Annotated in this window: 19 protein-coding genes; 14 read left to right on the top strand and 5 right to left on the bottom strand. The window is 73.1% G+C overall.

Annotated features, from left to right (window positions below):
* Window positions 1–123: 123 nt before the first annotated feature.
* From BUE45_RS13525 to BUE45_RS13515, 3 genes are all read right to left on the bottom strand, one after another.
* Window positions 124–2,049, bottom strand: a complete 1,926-nt coding sequence (locus BUE45_RS13525) for an HtaA domain-containing protein (RefSeq protein WP_073379642.1) — start codon at window positions 2,047–2,049, stop codon at window positions 124–126.
* Window positions 2,050–2,189: 140 nt separating this feature from the next.
* Window positions 2,190–2,864 carry an HtaA domain-containing protein gene (locus BUE45_RS13520; protein ID WP_073379640.1) on the bottom strand — a complete coding sequence of 225 codons (675 nt, stop codon included), beginning with the start codon at window positions 2,862–2,864 and terminating at the stop codon, window positions 2,190–2,192.
* A 148-nt stretch (window positions 2,865–3,012) separates the two neighbouring features.
* Entirely contained in the window at window positions 3,013–4,446 is a 1,434-nt protein-coding gene (locus BUE45_RS13515; RefSeq protein WP_073379638.1) for an LPXTG cell wall anchor domain-containing protein, read from the bottom strand.
* Window positions 4,447–4,692: 246 nt separating this feature from the next.
* Here BUE45_RS13515 and BUE45_RS13510 point away from each other — a divergent pair, with 246 nt between their 5' ends.
* The 8 genes from BUE45_RS13510 (at window position 4,693) to BUE45_RS13475 (ending at window position 13,183) form a co-directional block, all read left to right on the top strand.
* The gene (locus tag BUE45_RS13510) at window positions 4,693–5,850 is read left to right on the top strand and encodes a heme/hemin ABC transporter substrate-binding protein (RefSeq protein WP_073379636.1); all 1,158 of its coding nucleotides are present in this window, start codon (window positions 4,693–4,695) and stop codon (window positions 5,848–5,850) included.
* Complete coding sequence (locus tag BUE45_RS13505; RefSeq protein ID WP_073379634.1) at window positions 5,847–6,968, top strand: FecCD family ABC transporter permease; 1,122 nt, start codon at window positions 5,847–5,849, stop codon at window positions 6,966–6,968. Before BUE45_RS13510 ends, BUE45_RS13505 begins: the two co-directional genes overlap by 4 nt.
* The gene (locus tag BUE45_RS13500; protein ID WP_245833187.1) at window positions 6,968–7,837 is read left to right on the top strand and encodes a heme ABC transporter ATP-binding protein; all 870 of its coding nucleotides are present in this window, start codon (window positions 6,968–6,970) and stop codon (window positions 7,835–7,837) included. Before BUE45_RS13505 ends, BUE45_RS13500 begins: the two co-directional genes overlap by 1 nt.
* A gap of 42 nt (window positions 7,838–7,879) precedes the next feature.
* Complete coding sequence (locus tag BUE45_RS13495) at window positions 7,880–8,689, top strand: class E sortase (RefSeq protein ID WP_178378529.1); 810 nt, start codon at window positions 7,880–7,882, stop codon at window positions 8,687–8,689.
* Window positions 8,690–8,699: 10 nt separating this feature from the next.
* Window positions 8,700–8,954 carry a hypothetical protein gene (locus BUE45_RS13490; protein WP_073379631.1) on the top strand — a complete coding sequence of 85 codons (255 nt, stop codon included), beginning with the start codon at window positions 8,700–8,702 and terminating at the stop codon, window positions 8,952–8,954.
* A gap of 221 nt (window positions 8,955–9,175) precedes the next feature.
* Window positions 9,176–10,900: a DEAD/DEAH box helicase gene (locus BUE45_RS13485; RefSeq protein WP_073379629.1), complete on the top strand. Its 1,725-nt coding sequence runs from the start codon at window positions 9,176–9,178 to the stop codon at window positions 10,898–10,900.
* A gap of 184 nt (window positions 10,901–11,084) precedes the next feature.
* Window positions 11,085–12,017 carry a zinc metalloprotease gene (locus tag BUE45_RS13480; protein ID WP_073379627.1) on the top strand — a complete coding sequence of 311 codons (933 nt, stop codon included), beginning with the start codon at window positions 11,085–11,087 and terminating at the stop codon, window positions 12,015–12,017.
* 149 nt (window positions 12,018–12,166) lie between these two features.
* A complete protein-coding gene (locus BUE45_RS13475; RefSeq protein WP_073379625.1) occupies window positions 12,167–13,183 on the top strand; it encodes a tryptophan--tRNA ligase in 1,017 nt (338 codons plus the stop codon).
* 60 nt (window positions 13,184–13,243) lie between these two features.
* Here BUE45_RS13475 and BUE45_RS13470 read toward each other — a convergent pair whose 3' ends face one another.
* A complete protein-coding gene (locus BUE45_RS13470) occupies window positions 13,244–13,813 on the bottom strand; it encodes a nicotinamidase (RefSeq protein WP_073379622.1) in 570 nt (189 codons plus the stop codon).
* 44 nt (window positions 13,814–13,857) lie between these two features.
* Window positions 13,858–15,159, bottom strand: a complete 1,302-nt coding sequence (locus BUE45_RS13465) for a nicotinate phosphoribosyltransferase (RefSeq protein ID WP_073379620.1) — start codon at window positions 15,157–15,159, stop codon at window positions 13,858–13,860.
* A 131-nt stretch (window positions 15,160–15,290) separates the two neighbouring features.
* Between BUE45_RS13465 and BUE45_RS13460 the strand changes: the two genes are divergently transcribed.
* The 6 genes from BUE45_RS13460 to rdgB all read left to right on the top strand — a co-directional run bounded on the left by BUE45_RS13460 (window position 15,291) and on the right by rdgB (window position 19,572).
* Window positions 15,291–15,713: a M67 family metallopeptidase gene (locus BUE45_RS13460; RefSeq protein ID WP_073379618.1), complete on the top strand. Its 423-nt coding sequence runs from the start codon at window positions 15,291–15,293 to the stop codon at window positions 15,711–15,713.
* Between the two features lie 94 nt (window positions 15,714–15,807).
* Window positions 15,808–16,086 (top strand): MoaD family protein, encoded by a 279-nt coding sequence (locus tag BUE45_RS13455; protein ID WP_073379616.1) that lies wholly within the window; start codon window positions 15,808–15,810, stop codon window positions 16,084–16,086.
* A 9-nt stretch (window positions 16,087–16,095) separates the two neighbouring features.
* Window positions 16,096–17,043 (top strand): PLP-dependent cysteine synthase family protein, encoded by a 948-nt coding sequence (locus BUE45_RS13450; RefSeq protein WP_073379614.1) that lies wholly within the window; start codon window positions 16,096–16,098, stop codon window positions 17,041–17,043.
* A 322-nt stretch (window positions 17,044–17,365) separates the two neighbouring features.
* Complete coding sequence (locus BUE45_RS13445; protein WP_073379612.1) at window positions 17,366–18,118, top strand: MBL fold metallo-hydrolase; 753 nt, start codon at window positions 17,366–17,368, stop codon at window positions 18,116–18,118.
* Window positions 18,119–18,196: 78 nt separating this feature from the next.
* On the top strand, window positions 18,197–18,916 hold the full coding sequence (gene rph, locus BUE45_RS13440) for a ribonuclease PH (RefSeq protein ID WP_073379610.1): 720 nt from the start codon (window positions 18,197–18,199) through the stop codon (window positions 18,914–18,916).
* A gap of 50 nt (window positions 18,917–18,966) precedes the next feature.
* Window positions 18,967–19,572: an RdgB/HAM1 family non-canonical purine NTP pyrophosphatase gene (gene rdgB / locus BUE45_RS13435; RefSeq protein WP_073379869.1), complete on the top strand. Its 606-nt coding sequence runs from the start codon at window positions 18,967–18,969 to the stop codon at window positions 19,570–19,572.
* Window positions 19,573–20,264 lie beyond the last annotated feature (692 nt).

Genomic DNA, 20,264 nt, shown 5'->3' with positions numbered 1-20,264 from the left:
AGGGCCCCGGTGCTCGGCACCGGGGCCCTGACGCGTATCCGGGGGCCCGCCCCGCGCCCGACCGGCGCGGGGCGGGCCCCCGGGAAGGGCGGCGGCGCCCCGGGGAGGGCGCCCCCGCCTCCGCTACTCCTGCGTGTCCTCTGCGTCCCCGCCCGCCGGGCGCCGGCGGGACGCGGCCACGGCCACGCCGCCCGCGCCGACGGCCACCGCGGCGGCCGCGAGCAGGCCGGCCAGGGCGACACCGGTGTTGGGCAGGCCCGGCGGCTTGGTGCCGCCGTCACCGTCACCGTCGCCGTCCCCGCCGCCGGGGTTGCCGCCGTTGCCGCCGCCCCCGCCGCCGGGGTTGCCGCCGTTGCCGCCGCCCCCGCCGCCGGGGACCTTGACGTCCTCGTCGACACTGACGGTCAGCGTGATCGGGTCGAGCTGCTCGCCCGCCCCGTAGAAGTCGGCGAAGGCGGGCACGCCCTCGGCGGTCAGGGTCGCCGGGATCGGCTCCCAGCCCAGCACGCCGTCGGTCAGGTCGTACTGGACCCCGGACAGGTCCAGGTCCGCGAACGCGACGCCCTCGTAGGTGACCAGCTCCGCGTCGGACAGCGACTTGCTGACGATGTCGGCGTAGAGCACGCCCTCGGCGCCCTCGATGACCACGCGCGGGTTCTCGACCGTCATGTACAGCAGCGGGTCGTCGTCACCGTAGACGTGGCCCTGGAACAGGACGGTGCCCTCGAAGCCGATGTCGGCGGTGGACGCCTCCAGGTCGACCTCGCCCGAGCCGTTCGTGAAGGAGAACGTGCCGTCGTCGTTGCGGCCGGCGCCGTTCTCGGTCTCGATCGTGCCCTTGGCGATGTTGCCCACGATGTAGGTGCGGAACGACTCCCGCACGCCCCAGTCGGCGCGGCCGTTGTGCACGGTCAGCGGGCCCTCAGGGTCGGTCGGGTCGGTCGGCTCCTCGGTGGGGTCGGTCGGCTCGTCGGTCGGGTCGGTCTCCGTGGCGAAGGACACCGGGGTCCACACGTCCTGGTCGCGGTTGGCCAGGTCGTTGCGGTCGTTGAAGACCGCGACGTAGCACTGCGTCTCCAGGCAGTCGTAGGAGGAGCCGCCCTTGTCGAAGGCGCCCACCACGTCGAGCGGGGTGCTGAAGGCGCCCCGGGCGTCCGGCGCGGTGTCGCCGCGCAGCCACACGCCCGAGCCGTACCAGTGGGCCGGGTAGGAGTCGGCGGCCTGTGGGATCGCGGTCAGCGCCACGTAGACGCCCGAGCCCGGCCGGAAGCCGGTGCCGCTGACGGTGACGCTGTCGCCCTCCGGGTCGAGGTCGGCGGTCGGGGCGACCGTGACGCGCGGGTCGTGCACCGGGTCGGGGTTCTGCCCGGCGTCGTCGATGCCCGCGGTGAACGCGAGGGCGTCCACCGGGGTGCCCGCGGTGTAGAAGTTCGCGAACGGCTCGACGGCCTCCTCGTTCAGCGTGCCGGCGGCCGAGGTGAAGACCAGGTCCTCGCCCTCGACGTCGACCTCCACGCCGGTCAGGTCGGCGACGGCGACCTCGCCGTACTCGACCAGGCCGCCCGGGGGGTTGTTCGGGTTCGCGCCGAGGAACTCGCGGCTGGTGACGTCGGCGTAGACCGTGGCGGTGTCCTGAGCGAACTCCACGCGGGGGTCGGAGAGGCGGACCTCCAGCACGGCGCCCTGGCCGTAGTCGTGGCCGGAGAAGACCACGGTGCCGGAGAACTCCACCTCACCGGAGGCGTCCTCCTTGGAGACCGTGCCGCCGGCGGTGGGGAAGTCGATCAGGCCGCTGCCCAGCCGGGTGGCGCCGTCGGACGCCGCGTACCCGCCGTGGGCGATGGGCCCGGAGACGTAGTTGCGGAAGGACTCCTTGACACCCCAGGTGGCGGAGCCGCCGGAGAGCTGGAGCACCTCGTCGGCGGAGGCCGCCGGGGCGCTCGCCACGGCGAGGGTCCCGCCCAGGGCCGCCACACCCGCGTAGGCGGTGAGGGCGCGCAGCGCGCGGCGGGCTCTCCCGCGCGTGCCGCTGCTGGTCGTGCTGGTCATGGGATTCGTCGGTTCCAATCGTGAGGGGGATGGCAGGGGGCGCCCGGTGGTTCCGGGCACCCGCGGCGGGGGGTGGTGGGGGAGGGGCGGACCCGGGCGGAGCGGGAGCGGCGGGCCCGTCCCTCCCCCGGTCGGGACGGCTAGGAGACGTCGGTGGTGAAGGACAGCGGGTCGACGGCGGTGCCGGCGCTGTAGAAGCCCGCGAAGGGCTCGACGGCGTCGGCGTGCAGCGTGCCCGCGGCGGACGTGAAGTCGAGCTCCGTGCCGCTGACGTCGACGTTCACCCCGGTCAGGTCGGCGACGGCGACCTCGCCGTACGCGACCAGGTCGCCCGGGGGCAGGGCGGGGTTCGCCCCGTGGAACTCGCGGCTGGTGACGTCGGCGTAGACCGTGGCCGTGCTGCCGTCGAACTCCACGCGGGGGTCGGAGAGGCGGACCTCCAGTACGGCGCCCTGGCCGTAGTCGTGGCCGGTGAAGACCACGGTGCCGGAGAACTCCACCTCGCCGGAGATGAAGAACGTCCCGTCGACGTCCCCGCCGGCGGTGGGGAAGTCGATCAGGCCGCTGCTCAGCCGGGTGGCGCCGTCGGACGCCGCGTACCCGCCGCCCGCGATGGGCCCGGAGACGTAGTTGCGGAAGGACTCCTTGACACCCCAGACGGCGGAGCCGCCGGAGACGGGGTCCGCGGCGGCCGATGCCGCGGGGGCGGAGACCGCGACCAGGGCCGCGGCCAGGGCGACGGCGGCGGAGGCCGAGGTGAGGGTGCGGAGCGCACCGCGGTTCGCGGTGGCGCCGTGCGTGGACGTCAGGGTCATGTGCGTCGATTCCCATCATCGAGAGGAGACGGTGACCGATCCCGGGGGTCCGGGGGCGGGGCGGCGGATGCTGGGCCCGTGGGCCCGTGGGCCCGTGGGCCCGTGCCGGCGAGGGCACGGGCCCGTCATGGAGAGTGGGGTGCGTGGGTCAGGCCGACGCCGCGTCGGGGGCGTCGGTCCCCGGGGTGCGGCGGCGCCGGGTAGCGAAGAGGGCGAAGGCGCCGGTCGCGGCCGCCACGGCGGCGGCCAGGACCAGGACGGTCAGTTCGGTGCCGGTGCGGGGCAGGTTCGTGGTGGGGCCGGAGCCCCCGCCGCCGTTGCCGGAGCCGCCCGAACCCCCCGAGCCGCCGTTGCCGGAGCCTCCGTTGCCGGAACCGCCGTCGCCGGCGCCCGTGGAGCCCCCGCCGCCGTCGCCTCCGGAACCCGGGCCGTCGGAGAAGGACACCGGGACGAAGTGGTCCTGGCCGCGGTCGCTGGAGCGGGTGTGGTCGTTGCGGGTGACCACGGCGCACTCGACGCCGGGGTCGTTGCAGTCGGTGGTGCCGTCGTCGGCCTTGACCGTGATCTCGACGCTGAAGCCGCCGTCGGTGCCGGAGCCGCTGTAGGCGACGGCCAGGCCCTCGCCGTAGGGGGGCGGGTTGCTGGAGATCCAGGCGGAGGCGCCGCCGGAGCCGTCCATGTCCACTCCGCCGATGCACGGCGTCGGGGCCCGGGTGGGGCCGGCGTCGGCGGTGTCGCACAGCGCGACGTAGATGCCCTTGGAGGTGTCGTAGCCGGTGCCGGTGACCGTGACCGTCTCCCCGGCGGGGTCGAGGCCCTCGGTCTTGGAGACGGTGATCCTCGGGTTCCCCGGCTCTCGGGGGGCGGGCGCCTGCGGCGCCCCCGCCAGGGCCTGCGGGGCGGTCTGCGGCCGCGACTCCGGGACCGGGGCGGCCTCGGGCACCGCGAAGGCGACCGGGATCCGGCCCACGACCGCCGCCGCGGGGGAGGCCGGGGCGAGCACGGGGGCGCTCATGCCGGCCCCGGGGGCCCGGACCGGTTCCCCGGCGTCCCCGGCGTCCGCGGCGGGGGCGTCTCCGCCCCAGGTGCCGGTGACGGGTTCGGCCGCGGGGTCGGCCGGATCCACCTCGACGAGGCGGATCTCGAAGGCGTCGTCCGCCGCGTCGAGCCCGGCCGCGGCGGCGAACGCCGCTCCGGTGACGAGGGCGGCGCTGAAGGCGCCGTGTTCGCCGACCCGCACCTCCACCGTGTTCTCGGTGTCGGTGACGGCCTCGCCACCCTCCTGCGGTGCGGCGCCGGCCGCCTCCGGGGGAAGGGCGAGGGTGGCGATCTCGATGACGGATCCGGGGGTGTGGCCGATCCCGGAGACGGTGACGGTGTCACCTTCGGGGTCCAGCCCCTCGGTCCGGTCGACGGTGGTGATCCGGGGGTGTCCGGCCTCCTCCTGAGGGGCCGGCTCTGCGTACGCCGCCACGGGCAGCGCGGTGGAGATCAGTACCGCGGCCGCGGCGACGGCCAGGGGAGGGAGGGACCCGCCCCGGCGCCGCCCGGTGGCCGGGCGGTGGGAAACCGCTGCTTGCATCAGGGGCCTTCGGGGTTCGTGCGGGTCTGTGCGTTGAAGGGGTGACCCGCGTGACGTGCGGATTCTTTTTTAGGTTACGCTTACCTTTGCGAAGTGAGCCTTACCTAACACGGAGTCCGCGACCGGAACAGTTGAACACCGAAGCATCGGGCTTGTCAAGATGGTGACGAGGTGTCATAAAAGTCGGTGTCGTCCCTCCCCGCTCCCGGCGACAACCGACCCCGGTCCGACCCGAAAGCGATCCCCATGCCCCGTACCGACCCCCGGCCGCCCGCCGACGCACCCCCCGGCCACCGGCGTCCGGGCCGGACCCCCGCCGCCCCCCGGACCGACGCACGCGGCCCCCGGCGCGGCGGACGGGCCCTGGCCGCCGCCTGCGCCCTCGCGCTCGCCCTCACCGGCTGCTCCGGCGGTGCCGGACCGGCCCCGGCCGACACCTCCTCCGGCGGCGCCGGGGACATCCCCGAGCTGTCCGAGAACCGCCTCCAGCCCCTGGAGGAGGACTTCGTCCAGCAGCTCCCGGTGACCGTCGACTCCGTCGTGCTCGACCCCTACCGGACCAGCACCGACCCCCTGGAGTACGAGCAGGTCGAGGTCGCGGACGCCTCCCGCGTCCTGCCCCTCACCGGGAGCCTGGCCGAGATCGTCTTCACCCTCGGGCTGGGGGACCGGGTGGTGGGCCGCGACGTCGCCGCCACCTTCGACGAGGCCGCCGACCTGCCCGTCGTGACCAGCGGGCACGAGGTCTCCGCCGAGAGCGTCCTGGCCCTGGAGCCCACGGTGATCCTCGCCGACACCCAGACGGGGCCGCCCGAGGCCATCGAGCAGATCCAGCGCTCGGGCATCCCCGTGGTCATCGTCGAGGAGGCGTGGTCCTTCGACGAGATGTACCCGCGCTTCGAGCGCGTCGCCCGGGCCCTGGGCGTCCCCGAGGCGGGCACCGCCCTGGTCGAGCGCACCCGGGCCCAGATGACCGGCGTCCGCGAGGACTCCTCCGGCTCCGTCGGCTCGCCCCTGGTCGCCTTCCTCTACCTGCGCGGCACCGCCGGCGTCTACCTGATCGGCGGACCCGGGTCCGGCGCCGACGCGATGCTCGCCGAGGTCGGCGCCCGCGATGCCGGGGTCGAGATGGGCCTGGAGACACCCTTCACCCCCATCACCACCGAGGCCCTCATCGCCGCGCAGCCCGATGTGATCCTGGTCATGACCAAGGGCCTGGAATCCGTCGGCGGCATCGACGGCCTCGTCGAGATCCCCGGCGTCGCCCAGACGCCCGCCGGACGCGACCGCGCCGTCGTCGACTTCGAGGACGGGGTGCTGCTCAACTTCGGCCCCCGCACCCCCCAGGTCATCGCCGCCCTGGCCGGTGAGCTCTCCGCGTTCGGGTCGGGGGAGGGCTCGTGACCGCGGGAGAGGCGACCGCGGCCGACCCCTCCGAGCGGCACGCCCCGGGCCCGGCGGCCCCGCCGCCCACCGGGCGGGCCCTGCGCCGCCTGCGCGCCGCCCTCCTGCTGGGCGGCCTGACCGCCGGCCTGGTCGTCGTCTCCGTCGTCGCCGCCGGGGTCGGCGCCTACACCATCCCCGCCGGGCAGGTCGCCGCCTCGATGCTCGACGCCGTCGGCATCCGGGTCGCGGCCCCCCTGCCCGACCGGGTCGCCCACACCGTCCTGTGGGACGTGCGCCTGCCCCGCGTGGTGCTCGCGGTCACCGTGGGCGCCGCCCTGGGCGTGGCCGGGGCCATGATGCAGGGCATCTTCGGCAACCCCCTGGCCGAACCCGGCGTCATCGGCGTCTCCTCCGGCGCGGCCGTGGGCGCCATCGTGGTCATCTTCACCGGGGCCACCGTCCTGGGCCACTGGACGATCATCGCGTCCTCGTTCGTGTTCGGCCTGGCCACCACCCTGTTCGTGTACGTGTTCGCACGCTCGCGCGGACGCACCGAGGTGGTCACCCTGCTGCTCACCGGCATCGCAGTCAACGCCATCGCCGGGGCCGCCATCGGCCTGATGACCAACTTCTCGCAGGACGCCGAGATCCAGACCATCACCTTCTGGCAGCTGGGCAGCGTGGCCACCGCCACCTGGTCCAAGGTCGCCGCGATCGTGCCCTGCCTGATCGCGGGGATGGTCGTCATCCCGATCTACGCGCGCCGCCTGGACCTGCTCGCCCTGGGGGAGGGGCCCGCCCGCCACCTCGGCGTGGACGTGGAGCGCATGCGCCTGGTCCTCATCACCGCCCTGGCCCTGCTCACCTCCGCGGCCGTGGCCTTCGCCGGGATCGTGGCCTTCATCGGACTGGTCGTCCCGCACATCGTCCGCATGGTCACCGGGCCCGGGCACCGGGTCCTGCTGCCCGCCAGCGCCCTGGGCGGCGGCCTGCTGCTGCTCGCCGCCGACCTGCTGGCCCGCACCGCCGCGGCCCCCGCCGAGATCCCCCTGGGCGTGGTCACCGCCGCGCTCGGCGGGCCGTTCTTCTTCTACCTCCTCTACCGCACCCGCTCCAAGCAGGGAGGCTGGTCGTGATCCCCACCCTTCGACGGCGGGCCCGCGCCGCCATCGCCCCCCTGTCCCGGCCGCCCGCGCGCCCCGCCCCCGTCGCCGCCGGCGACCCCGTCGTACGGGCCGAGGGGGTCACCGTCCGCCGGGGCGGGCGCGCCCTCCTGGACGGCGTGGACCTGACCGTCCGCGCCGGGGAGCTGGTGGCGCTGGTCGGCCCCAACGGCGCCGGCAAGTCCACCCTGCTGGGGGCCGTGTCCGGGGACCTCGCCGCCGGCCCCGAGCGCGGCGCCGACGGCGGTGCGGTGCGCCTGTTCGACCGCGGCCTCAACGAGTGGACCCCGCCCGAACTCGCCCTGCGCCGCGCCGTCCTGCCCCAGGAGGCCGCGGTCAGCTTCCCGTTCTCCGTCGCCGAGCTGGTCGCCATGGGCCGCGCCCCCTGGGCCGGGCTCGGCGACCCCGCCCAGGACGACGAGATCGTCGCCGCCGCCATGGAGGGCACCGGTATCTCCCACCTGGCCGACCGCCGCTTCCCCACCCTGTCCGGCGGCGAGCGGGCGCGCGTGATGCTCGCCCGCGTCCTGGCCCAGGACGCCCAGCTCCTCATGCTCGACGAGCCCACCGCCGCCCTCGACATCCACCACCAGGAACTCGTCCTCACCATCGCGCGCACGCTCGCGGAACGGGGCGGGGCGGTTATCGTGGTCCTGCACGATTTGGGGCTTGCGGCGGCCTACGCCCACCGTGTGGCGATACTCTCCGAGGGACGGATCGCCGCGCAGGGCCCTCCCGCTGAAGTGTTCACCGCACCCCTGCTCAGCGCCGTCTACCGGCACGAGGTCGAGGTCCTGCCGCATCCGAGGACCGGGATCCCGCTGGTCGTGCCCCTCCGGTAGGTCCACGGAGCACACGCGAGCCGTCCACAGGAGTAGGTCGTATTGGTGTCCACAACGGAACGACAGCCACAGGATGACCCCGGGGCCGGGGAGGGCCGCCGCCGCTCCTCCGGCGGCCGCCGCCGCAAACCCCCGCCCCGGCGCCGGACCACACCCGGCGACGTGGTGCGCGGCGTCGTCCGCTTCGTCGGCGAGATCCTGCTGACCGCCGGCCTCCTCATGCTCTTCTACGCCGGGTACGAGGTGTACGGCTCCCAGTGGGAGACCGACCGCGAGCAGCAGGGCCTCGCCCAGGGACTGGAGGACGCCTGGGCCGTGACCGACGAGCGCGGGCCCGACTCCGAGCCCCTGCCCGGCAGCGCCGACAGCCGCCTGTACATCCCCTCGCTGGACCTGGACTGGGTCGTCGTCAACGGCACCACCCAGGACGACATCCGCTACAGCCCCGGCCACTACACCGAGTACCCCAGCAGCCCCGGGCAGGCGGGCAACTACGCCGTCGCCGCCCACCGGACCCCCGGCCTGTTCTGGGACGTCGACCTGCTGGACAACGGCGACGTCCTGGTGCTGGAGGACGGCGAGAACTTCTACACCTACGAGGTGTTCAGGGAGGAGACGGTCCTCCCCACCGACGTGTGGGTGATCGAGCCCGACCCGTTCGACGACGTCGAGGGCGCGGGCGAGACCGACCCCGAGAGGGCCATCATCACCCTCACCACCTGTGCCCCCAAGCTGAACAACACGCACCGCCTCATCGTCTGGGGCGAGCTCGTCGAGACCACGCCCAAGGCGGAGGGCATGCCCGAGTCGATCGCGCACATGGCCCCCCAGGCCGCCGCCGCGAGCGAGTGAGGAGACCCGCATGTACGGCCTGATCTGGCGCATCCTGCCCGGACCCTGGATCTCCAAGTTCATCATGGCGCTCGGCCTGCTGGTCGGGGCCGCCGCCCTGCTGTGGTTCTTCGCGTTCCCGGCGATCTCCCCCTACATGCCCTTCAACGACGGAGCCGTCGACATCGAGGGCGCGGGCGGGGGAGCGGGGGCGGAGGGGGCCGCCGAGTCCGGTGGGGCCCCCGCGGACTCCGGGGCCCCGGAGGAGTCCGACACCACCGAGTGACACCCGCGCGACACGCGCGCCCCGCGGGCCCTTCCGACGCGTGTTCGGGCCCGCGGGGCTCCTGTGTGTTCGGGCCCGTATGCGCCCGTGCGCGGGCGTTCGTGGGTGTTCGCGGGGGCGTGCCGACGCCCGCCGGTGTGCGCGGCACCACGGGAAGCCGACCCTGTCCGGTCGGATCGGCCCGCTAATCTCGACCAGGTGAGTATCGGGGGACGAAACGCATGACGGTGACGCAGACCACGGCCGAGGGCCGCCTCAGCGGGCTCCGGGCCTGGCAGCGGGAGGCGTTCGAGGAGTACTTCCGCCGCCGGCCGAGGGACTTCCTCGCGGTCGCCACGCCCGGGGCGGGCAAGACCACGTTCGCCCTCACCCTGGCGAGCGAACTCCTGGAGCAGCACGTCATCCGCTCCATCACCATCGTCTGCCCCACGGAGCACCTCAAGAAGCAGTGGGCCGAGGCCGCCGCGCGGTTCAACATCCCCATCGACCCCGACTTCCGCAACGGGCAGGGGGCCCTGGGCCGCCAGTACCTCGGCGCCGCCGTCACCTACGCGCAGGTCGCCGCGCACCCGGCGCTGCACCGCAACCGCACCGAGGCCCGCAAGACCCTGGTGGTCTTCGACGAGGTCCACCACGCGGGCGACGCCCTGTCCTGGGGCGAGGCCGCCCGCGAGGCGTTCGAACCGGCCACCAGGCGGCTCTCCCTGACCGGGACGCCCTTCCGGTCCGACATCAACCCCATCCCGTTCGTGGACTACGTCCAGGACGCGGCCGGGGTGCGCCGCTGTTCCTGGGACTACAGCTACGGCTACGGGCCGGCGCTGGCCGACGGCGTCGTGCGCCCCGTCATCTTCATGGCCTACTCCGGCGAGATGCGCTGGCGCACCCGCGCCGGGGACGAGCTGGCCGCCCGCCTGGGCGAGCCGCTCACCCAGGACGCGCTCTCCCAGGCCTGGCGGGCGGCCCTGGACCCCAAGGGCGACTGGATCAAGCGCGTGCTCCAGGCCGCGGACCGGCGGCTCACCGAGGTCCGCAAGACCCACCCCGACGCCGGGGGCCTGGTCATCGCCAGCGACCACGAGAACGCGCGCGCGTATTCGCGGATCATCCGCCAGCTCACCGGCAAGAGCGCCACGGTGGTGCTGTCCGACGACCCCACCGCCTCCAAGAAGATCTCCCGGTTCGCCGCGGGCGACGACCGCTGGATGGTCGCGGTGCGCATGGTGTCCGAGGGCGTCGACGTGCCCCGGCTGATGGTCGGCGTGTACGCCACCTCCACCAGCACCGCCCTGTTCTTCGCCCAGGCCATCGGCCGGTTCGTGCGCGTGCGCAAGCGCGGCGAGGTCGCCTCGGTGTTCCTGCCCTCGGTGCCCAACCTGCTGGAGTTCGCCGGGGACATGGAGCGCGAGCGCGACCACGTCCTGGACCGCACCCCCGCCGAGGACGACGAGTACCCGGAGGAGGACCTCCTCACCGAGGCGCGCAAGAAGCGCGACACCCCCGACGCGGGGGAGGAGCTGCCGTTCGAGACGATGGAGGCGTCGGCCGAGTTCGACCGCGCCCTCTACGACGGCAACGAGTACGGCGGCGTCCCCGGCTCCTCCGAGGAGGAGGACTTCCTGGGGCTGCCCGGCCTGCTGGAGCCCCAGCAGGTGGCCCAGCTGCTGCGCAAGCGCAAGGACGACCTCAAGGCCGGGGAGATCAAGGCCCGGAAGAAGGAGGAGCCCGTCCGGGAGGAGGGCCCCACCCACGAGGTCCTGGCTGAACTGCGCCGCGAGCTGAGCGGACTGGTCGGCGCCTGGCACCACCGCACCGGCAAGCCGCACGGGGTGATCCACAACGAGCTGCGCCGCGCCTGCGGCGGGCCGCCGGTCGCCCAGGCCACCCCGGACCAGATCCGCGAGCGCATCGCCAAGCTCCGCGTCTGGGCGGTCGGGGGCAAGTAGCCCGCGCCCCGGCCCCGGCCGCGGACCCCCTACCCGGGGGGTCCGCGGCCGGGGCTTTTTCGGGCAAACAATTCGCAAGTTCGCACACGAGTCGAAGACTATAAGTAATCATTTCACTACAGTCCGTGATGTGAATGGACGAAACGCACGCGGCGGGACGGCCGCGCTCTGGACCGGACTGGTGATGTGCGGGCTCGCCCTGACCGGAGTGGTCGGGGGCACCGCCCTGCCCGACCCCGCCGGGGCGGTGCACGCGCGGGCGGCTGCGGACGCGGGGCCCGACTGCCCGCCGGGCACGGTGGCCCGCCTCGCCGAACCGGGGGCGGTCCGCGGCGGCGACAGCGCGGAGCTCACCCCCGAACAGGCCGCCGGCTACGACGAGCGGCTGCGCGAGGCCCTGCGCTCCCTGCGCTCCCACGACATCGCGCCGCCGGACGCCGTCCCGGTCGTGGTCCACGTCATCTCCGCCGCCGACGGCCGGGGCCACGTGAGCGACGCCCGCATCGACGACCAGATCGACGTCCTCAACACCGCCTACGCCGGCGGGTACGACCCGGCCGGGACCGACACCGGCTTCCGCTTCACCCTCTCGGAGGTCACGCGCCACGAGAACGACGACTGGTTCTCCGACTTCAACGCCCACAGCGAGGAGATCCGCTCGCAGCTGCACAGCGGCGGTGCCGACACGCTCAACGTCTACACCGCCGACCTCGGCTCCGGCCTGCTCGGCTTCTCCAGCTTCCCGCAGGACCAGGCCGCGGCCCCCGACCAGGACGGCGTCGTCCTGGCCCACGACACCCTGCCCGGCGGCGGACGCGACCGCTTCGGCCTGGGCCACACCGGCACCCACGAGGTCGGCCACTGGCTCGGCCTGTTCCACACCTTCCAGAACGGCTGCACCACCCCGGGCGACTACGTCGCCGACACCCCCTACGAGCGGGAGGCCGCCGCCGGCTGCCCGGAGGGCCGCGATTCCTGCCCGCACCGCGCCGGACTCGACCCGGTCACCAACTTCATGGACTACAGCGACGACGACTGCATGACCCACTTCACGGAGGGGCAGTCCCGCCGCATGGCCGAGCACTGGGCCGCCTTCCGCTCGCCCCAGCGCCTCTGAGCCCCGGCGCGGTCAGAGCGCGAGCAGCCCGCGCAGGATCGGCTCCACCCGGAACAGCACCGTGTCCTCGACCGGCCCGAAGCTCCGCTCCAGGCGGAGCGGCACGCCCGCGCGGGGGCTCCGCGCGGGCGCGCCGCTAGGCTGGAGGCATGGCAGCGAACACCTACCTGACCGGGATCAAGCCCACCGGCGACTTCCACCTGGGCAACTACGTCGGCGCGATCAAACCGGCCCTGGCGGCCGCGAAGGTCTACGACACGTACTACTTCGTGGCGGACTACCACGCGCTCAACACCGTCAAGGACGCGGACGAGCTCCGCCACAGCATCCGGTCCGGGGCTGCCACCTGGCTGGCGTGCGGGCTGGACCCGGCCGAGACGGTCATCTACCAGCAGTCCAAGGTCCCCGAGACCTTCGAGCTGACCACCGTCCTCACCGCCCTCACCCCCAAGGGCCTGATGAACCGCGCCCACGCCTACAAGGCGGCCCGCGACCGCAACAACGAGGCCGGGATCACCGACCTGGACGCCGGCGTCAACATGGGGCTGTTCAACTACCCGATCCTCATGGCCGCGGACATCCTCATCATGGAGGCCACCCACGTCCCCGTGGGCCGCGACCAGTCCCAGCACATCGAGTACACCGCCGACATCGCCGGGTACTTCAACAACCGCTACGGCCAGGGCGGGCAGGGGTACACCCTCCCCCTGCCCAAGGGCGTCATCGACGACAGCGAGGCGAGCATCCTCCCCGGCGTCGACGGCCGCAAGATGAGCAAGTCCTACGACAACCACATCCCGCTCTTCCTCCCCGAGAACAAGCTCAAGAAGGCGATCCGCCGGATCCCCACCGACTCCACCCCGGTCGAGGACCCCAAGGACCCCGACACCTCGGTGCCCTTCCAGCTCCTCACCCACTTCGTCGGCCCCGACACCGTCGCCGACGTGCGCAAGCGGCTGGAGCGGGGCGGGACGGGCTGGGGCGACCTCAAGAACGAGCTGTTCGAGGCCGTCAACGCCGAGCTGGGACCCAAGCGCGAGCGCTACGAGGAGCTGATGGCCGACCCCCGGCAGATCGACGACATCCTCGAAGCCGGGTCGGTCCGCGCCCGCGAGCGCGCCCGCGCCGTCCTGGACCGCGTGCGCGCCGCCATCGGCGTCGCCTGAGCCCGACGGGCACCGGGGGGCGGGGCCGTCCGGCCCCGCCCCCCGTATGTGCGCGGGCGGTCAGCCGACCCGGGGCTCGCCCTCCAGGGCCACGCCCGCCCCGGCCAGCCGCTCCAGCGCCGCGTCCACGGTCGGCCGGGAGACCCCCGCGGTCAGGCCCAGCAGCACCCGCGTGCGCAGCCCCTCCCGGACGGCGTCCAGCGCGGTGGCCCGCACGCAGTGGTCGGTGGCGATGCCCACCACGTCCACCTCGTCCACCCCGCGCTCGCGCAGCCAGTCCGCCAGCGTCGCCCCGCCGTCGGCCGTCCCCTCGAACCCGCTGTAGGCCGCCGTGTAGCGGCCCTTGCTGAAGACCTCCTCGGCCAGCGAGGCGTCGAACCCCGGGTGGAACTCCGCCCCGGGCGTGCCCACCTCGCAGTGCCGCGGCCAGGTGTCGACGAAGTCCGGCTCCTCCGAGAAGTGGGACCCCGGGTCGACGTGGTAGTCGCGGGTGGCGACCACGTGGTCGTACCCGCCGGAGCGGGCGTGTCCGGTGACCGCCTCCGCCGTCGCGGCACCCCCGGCCACCGCCAGGCTCCCGCCCTCACAGAAGTCGTTCTGCACGTCCACCACGATGAGCGCCCTGGTCATACCGGCACCTCCCTTTCCAGCAACACTGCCTGCAACACCCTCGGTCAATGGAACACGGTCGGCAGCGCGGCGTCGCCCCGCGACATCCGCAGCGCCTGCTCGGGAAGCTCGGCCACCACCGCGCGGTGCCGGTCGCGGGCGTCGTGCACGCTCTCGGCGCCCACCACCTCGCCGGCCTCCACCAGCGGCCGCAGCACCGGGCGGGTCCCCACCGCCTCCTGCGGCTCGTAGGGGAACACCTCCTCGGCGACGGCGAGCCCCTTGTCGTCGAGCCGGCGCAGCGCCCACTTGCGGCCGCCCCGGCTGGGCTTGCCCACGGACCGCTTGGCGACCGGCTCCAGCGGCAGGCCGGGCTCCGTGCCGCGCGCCCGGGCCACCAGCTTGTACACCAGCGAGACCGTCGGCGCGCCCGAACCGGTCACCAGGGAAGTACCCACCCCGTACCCGTCCACGGGGGCCACGGCCAGCGCCTGGATGGAGTGCTCGTCGAGGTCGCCGGTCACCACGATCCGGGTCTCGCCGGCGCCGAGCGCGTCCAGCTGCGCCCGCACCCGGCCCGCGGTCGCGCCCAGGTCGCCGGAGTCGATGCGCACCGCGCCCAGCTCCGACCCGGCCAGCTCGACGGCGGTGCGCACGGCGCGCTCCACGTCGTAGGTGTCCACCAGCAGCGTCGTCCGCTTCCCCAGCGACTCCAGCTGCGCGGAGAAGGCGTGCCGCTCGCTGTCGTGCAGCAGGGTGAAGGCGTGTGCCGCGGTGCCCCCGGTGGGCACCCCGTAGGACCGCCCGGCCTCCAGGTTGGAGGAGGTCGCGAACCCGGCGAGGTAGGCGGCGCGCGCGGAGGCCACGGCCGCCGCCTCATGGGTGCGGCGCGACCCCATCTCGATGAGCGGCCGTCCGCCGGCCGCCACGACCATCCGGCTCGCCGCGGAGGCGATGGCGCTGTCGTGGTTGTACACCGACAGCGCGAGGGTCTCCAGGATCACCCCCTCGGCGAACGTGCCCTCGACCACCAGGATCGGGGAACCGGGGAAGTAGGCCTCGCCCTCGCCGTAGCCCCAGACGTTGCCGGAGAACCGGTACTCCGACAACCAGCGCAGGGTGGTGTCGTCCACCACGCCGTTGTCCGACAGGAAGTCCAGTTCCTCGGTGCGGAAGCGGAACCGCTCCAACAGGTCGAGGAAGCGTCCGGTCCCCGCCACGACGCCGTAGCGGCGCCCCTCGGGCAGCCGCCGGGCGAACATCTCGAAGACCGACGGCCGGTCCGCCGCACCGCTGTGCAGGGCGGCCTGGAGCATCGTCAGCTCGTAGTGGTCGGTCAGCAGCGCACTGCCGCCTTGCTCGTTCATGGGTACGAGACTAATCCGTGGGCCTTCGCGGCCCGACGCCGACCTGCCCCATCCCGCCCGGGGTGACCTCGGCCTACGCTAACAATACCCATTCGGTTGGTAGGTAAATTTGTTCCGATACCCTGGGAGGCATGTTGAGGATTGATCGCTCGATCTACGACCAGATCGTCGCCCACGCCCGCCGCGACCACCCGGACGAGGCCTGCGGCATCGTGGCCGGCCCGGTGGGCTCCGACCGCCCGGAGCGGTTCATCGAGATGATCAACGCCGAGCGGTCCCCGACCTTCTACCGGTTCGACTCCCTCGAACAGCTGAAGGTCTGGCGGGAGATGGACGACCGCGACGAGGAACCCGTCGTGATCTACCACTCCCACACGGCCACCGAGGCCTACCCCTCGCGCACCGACGTCTCCTACGCCTCCGAGCCCGGCGCGCACTACGTGCTCGTGTCCACGCGGGACCCCGAGACCGCCGAACTGCGCTCCTACCGGATCCTGGACGGCGAGATCACCGAGGAACCGGTCGAGGTCACCGGAGCCCCGACCGGCCGGTAGCACCGGCCGACCCGGCGGGACCCGCGGAATGGCCGCGGGAGGACCCCTGTTGGGACTGTACGCACATCCACCACGTTCACGGGAAGACACACCTATGGCCATCGAGGTCCGCATCCCCACCATCCTGCGCAACCTGACCGGCGACGCCAAGGTCGTCGAGGGCAGCGGCGCCACCCTGGGCGAGCTGTTCACCGACCTGGACAACCGCTACCCGGGCATCGGCGCGCGCCTGGTGGACGACGGCAAGCTGCGCCGCTTCATCAACGTGTACCTCAACGACGAGGACGTGCGCTTCGTCGGCGGGCTGGACGCGGAGCTCTCCGACGGCGACAACGTCACCGTCCTGCCCGCCGTCGCCGGCGGAAGCCGCTAGGCCCGTCCCATGCGTTACGACTCCCTGCTCGACTCCCTCGGCGGCACGCCGCTCGTCGGCCTGCCCCGGCTCTCGCCCTCACCGCGGGTCCGGCTGTGGGCGAAGCTGGAGGACCGCAACCCGACCGGGTCCATCAAGGACCGCGCCGCGTTCCACATGATCGAACAGGCGGAGAAGGACGGGCTGCTCTCCCCCGGCTGCACCATCCTGGAGCCGACGTCGGGGAACACCGGCATCGCCCTGGCGATGGTCGCCAAGCTGCGCGGCTACCGCATGGTGTGCGTCATGCCGGAGAACACCTCGGCCGAGCGCAGGCAGCTCCTCGCCATGTGGGGCGCCGAGGTCCACTTCTCCGACGCGGCCGGGGGGTCCAACGAGGCGGTCCGCGTCGCCAAGGAGATGTCCGCGGAGCACCCCGACTGGGTGATGCTCTACCAGTACGGCAACCCGGCCAACGCCCGGGCCCACTACGAGACGACCGGCCCCGAGATCCTCGCGGACCTGCCGGGGATCACCCACTTCGTGGCGGGGCTGGGCACCACCGGGACCCTCATGGGCGTGGGCCGCTACCTGCGCGAGCACAAGCCGGACGTGCGGATCGTCGCCGCCGAGCCGCGCTACGGCGAGCTGGTGTACGGCCTGCGCAACCTCGACGAGGGGTTCGTTCCGGAGCTGTACGACGAGTCGGTGCTGACCACCCGGTTCTCGGTGCCCTCCGACGCCGCCCTGCGGCGGACCCGGGAACTCCTGGACAAGGAGGGCATCTTCGCCGGCGTCTCCACCGGCGGGGCGCTGCACGCCGCGCTGGGCATGGCCCGCAAGGCGGAGCAGGCGGGGGAGGACGCCGACATCGCGTTCGTCGTCGCCGACGCCGGGTGGAAGTACCTGTCCACGGGCGCCTACGAGGGCACCCTGGAGGAGGCGGAGGAGCGGCTCGACGGGCAGCTCTGGGCCTGACCGCCGCGCCGGACCACGGGGCGGCATCCCGGAGACGGGGTGCCGCCCCGGCCGCGTGCCGCCCCCGCGCGGGCCGAACGCCGCCGGAACGCGACCGTAATACGGAGAGAAGGAATCGCCCGTAATGTGTCATATGGTGTGAAAAATTCACACGTGATGGAGGTCGCGTGAGATGCAGAACACATTTTGTACCACCCGGCCGGGCATTGGGGTAGACCCGTAACAACGGGACAACCGCTGAACCAGCCGCCATCCGTACTCCGCGCACACGGTCGAGGGGGTGCCACGGAGCAGCGCGGCCCTTCGAGAAGGCGACGACGACGTGCGACTCACGATTATCGGGTCCTCCGGGAGCTTCCCGGGGCCGGACAGCCCCGCCTCCTGTTACCTGGTCGAGGCCGACGGCTTCCGCCTGCTCCTCGACATGGGCAACGGCGCACTCGGAGCACTCCAGCGGTACATCGACATCTACTCCGTCGACGCGGTCTACCTCAGCCACCTGCACGCCGACCACTGCTTCGACCTCTGCTCGTACTGGGTCGCCCGCATGTTCCACCCCGAGGGGGCCAAACCCCGGATCCCCGTCTACGGTCCCGGCGGCGTCGCCGACCGCGTCGCCGAGGCGTACGGCCTGGAGCCCGACCCCGGCATGACCGAGGTCTTCGACTTCCACGAGCTCACCCCCGGGAGCCTGGGCATCGGCCCGTTCTCCGTCCGCGTGGACCACGTCAACCACCCGGTGGAGGCCTTCGGCATCCGCCTGGAGCACGACGGGTCGAGCATGGCCTACTCCGGGGACACCGGCGCCTGCGACTCCCTCGTGGACCTGGCCGCCGACACCGACCTGTTCCTGTGCGAGGCCGCCTTCCAGGACCACCTCGACCACCCCAAGGACATGCACCTCACCGGCAGCGAGGCGGGCGACCACGCCAGCCGCGCCCGCGCGCGCAGCCTGCTGCTCACCCACCTGGTGCCGTGGAACGACGACGAGGTCACCCTGGCCGAGGCCCGGTCCACCTACGGCGGCCCCATCGACCTGGCCCGCAGCGGCCGCAGGTTCGCCGTCGGCGGCTGACCGCGGGGAGGAGCCCGCCCGGTCCCGCCTTCCGCGCTCCCGGCACCGCCGCGACCGCGCACGTATACGCTCTTCACCATGGCCCGACCTGACGGACGAGTTCCGACCCAACTCCGCCCCGTGACGATCACCCGCAACTGGCTGCGCCAGGCGGAAGGCTCCGCGCTCATCGAGTTCGGGGACACCCGCGTGCTCTGCGCCGCCACCGTCGAGGACGGCGTCCCCCGCTGGCGCCGCGGCACCGGCGAGGGGTGGGTCACCGCCGAGTACGCGATGCTGCCCCGCGCCACCGACACCCGCGGCGCCCGCGAGTCGGTCCGTGGCAAGATCGGCGGCCGCACCCACGAGATCTCCCGGCTCATCGGCCGCTCCCTGCGCGCCGTCGTCGACTTCAAGGCGATGGGGGAGCACACCATCACCCTGGACTGCGACGTCCTCCAGGCGGACGGGGGCACCCGCACCGCGGCCATCACCGGCGCGTACGTGGCCCTCGCCGACGCGGTGAAGTGGCTGCGCAAGCGCCGCAACCTCAAGAACAACCCGCTCACCGGATCGCTGGCGGCGGTCAGCGTCGGCGTCGTCCAGGGCCAGCCCCGGCTGGACCTCAACTACCTGGAGGACTCCGTCGCCGACACCGACATGAACGTCGTCCTCACCGGCGACGGCAGGTTCATCGAGGTGCAGGGCACCGCCGAGGGCGCCGCGTTCGACCGCGAGCTGCTCGACAAGCTGCTCGACCTCGCGGTCGGCGGCTGCGAGGAGCTGACCGTCCTCCAGAAGAAGGCGCTGGCCGAGTGACCGTTCTCAACGGCACCAGGATCGGCGGAGTCGCCGGCGAAGGGGGAATCGTGAAGATCGTTCTGGCCACCCGCAACGCCAAGAAGGTGCCCGAGCTGCGCGCCATCCTCGCGGACGCGGGGGTGAGCGCCGAGGTGCTGTCCCTGGAGGCCTTCCCGGATGCCCCGGAGGTCCCCGAGACCGAGCCCACGTTCGTGGGCAACGCCCTGCTCAAGGCCCGCGCCATCGCCGCCCACACGGGGCTGCCCGCGGTCGCCGACGACTCGGGGCTGAGCGTGGACGAGCTGAACGGCATGCCGGGCGTGCTGTCGGCCCGCTGGGCCGGCCGCTTCGGTGCGGGGGACCAGGACCGGGCCAACCTGCAGCTGGTCCTGGACCAGCTGGCGGACACCCCGCCCGAGCGCCGCGGCGGCGCCTTCGTGTGCGCGGCCGCCCTGGTCCTGCCCGACGGCACCGAGGTGGTGACGGAGGGGGAGATGCGCGGCCGTGTGATCGAGGCGCCCCGCGGGGAGAACGGGTTCGGCTACGACCCGGTCTTCGTCCCCGAGGGGGAGAACCGCAGCACCGCCGAGCTGGCCCCGGACGAGAAGAACGCGATCAGCCACCGGGGGATCGCCTTCCGCGGGCTGGCGGCCGAGATCGCCGCGATGCTCTGAGCACCCGCGACACCCGGGGGCGGTCCGTTCCGGGCCGCCCCCGCGGCGTTCCCCGCGAAGGCCGGCGGAGAAATCTCCCGAACCGTGTTTGAGCCGTGCACACCGGGGGAGAACGATCCACGTCCGACGAAACAGCCGCGGACGCACACGATCCCCGGTGTGGGGGGTCGAGGACCGCGGCGACCGCCTGCGAACAGGGGCCTCCCCCCGCCGAGCAGGTGATTTGACGTCGACCAAGCTGTTGCCTACACTCGAACGAGTCGCTGCGGGACGGCGAGCGCCCTGAGGGCGTGTTCGGCCCCGGACCGCGATCGCGCGACACCTCTTCTTCACTCCGACCCAGAGCGTCACGGGCATGCGCCCGGAGGCGGTAGGGTCAGGGGGTCGCCTTGAGAAGGGCGGTGAGGGAAAACGGGAATTCTCCACTCCTGGTCGGTTGATTCCGCGAAAACGCCGGTTTGGCGGGTCGCAGAAACACTGATAAAGTGAAGACACAACAAAGCGGAAACGCAGACGCCTTCCACGGAAGAGCAACACGGACCCAGGTCCGGTGCTTGTACGGGAAGGGCGGTTGCTTCTTGAGAACTCAACAGCGCGTGTTCGATTTTTACAGCCAAGTTTGTTTTGGCCCCGTCACACGACGGCGAAGTCGGTGAGATTTCGTCCGGAGTGTGCGAGGTTCCTTTGATTGA

Origin of the sequence: Nocardiopsis flavescens (genome assembly GCF_900141985.1) — a bacterium.
GTDB lineage: Bacteria > Actinomycetota > Actinomycetes > Streptosporangiales > Streptosporangiaceae > Nocardiopsis > Nocardiopsis flavescens.
The sequence above is the reverse complement of the archived record's forward strand: the minus strand, read 5'-3'. Positions and strand labels throughout refer to the sequence as shown.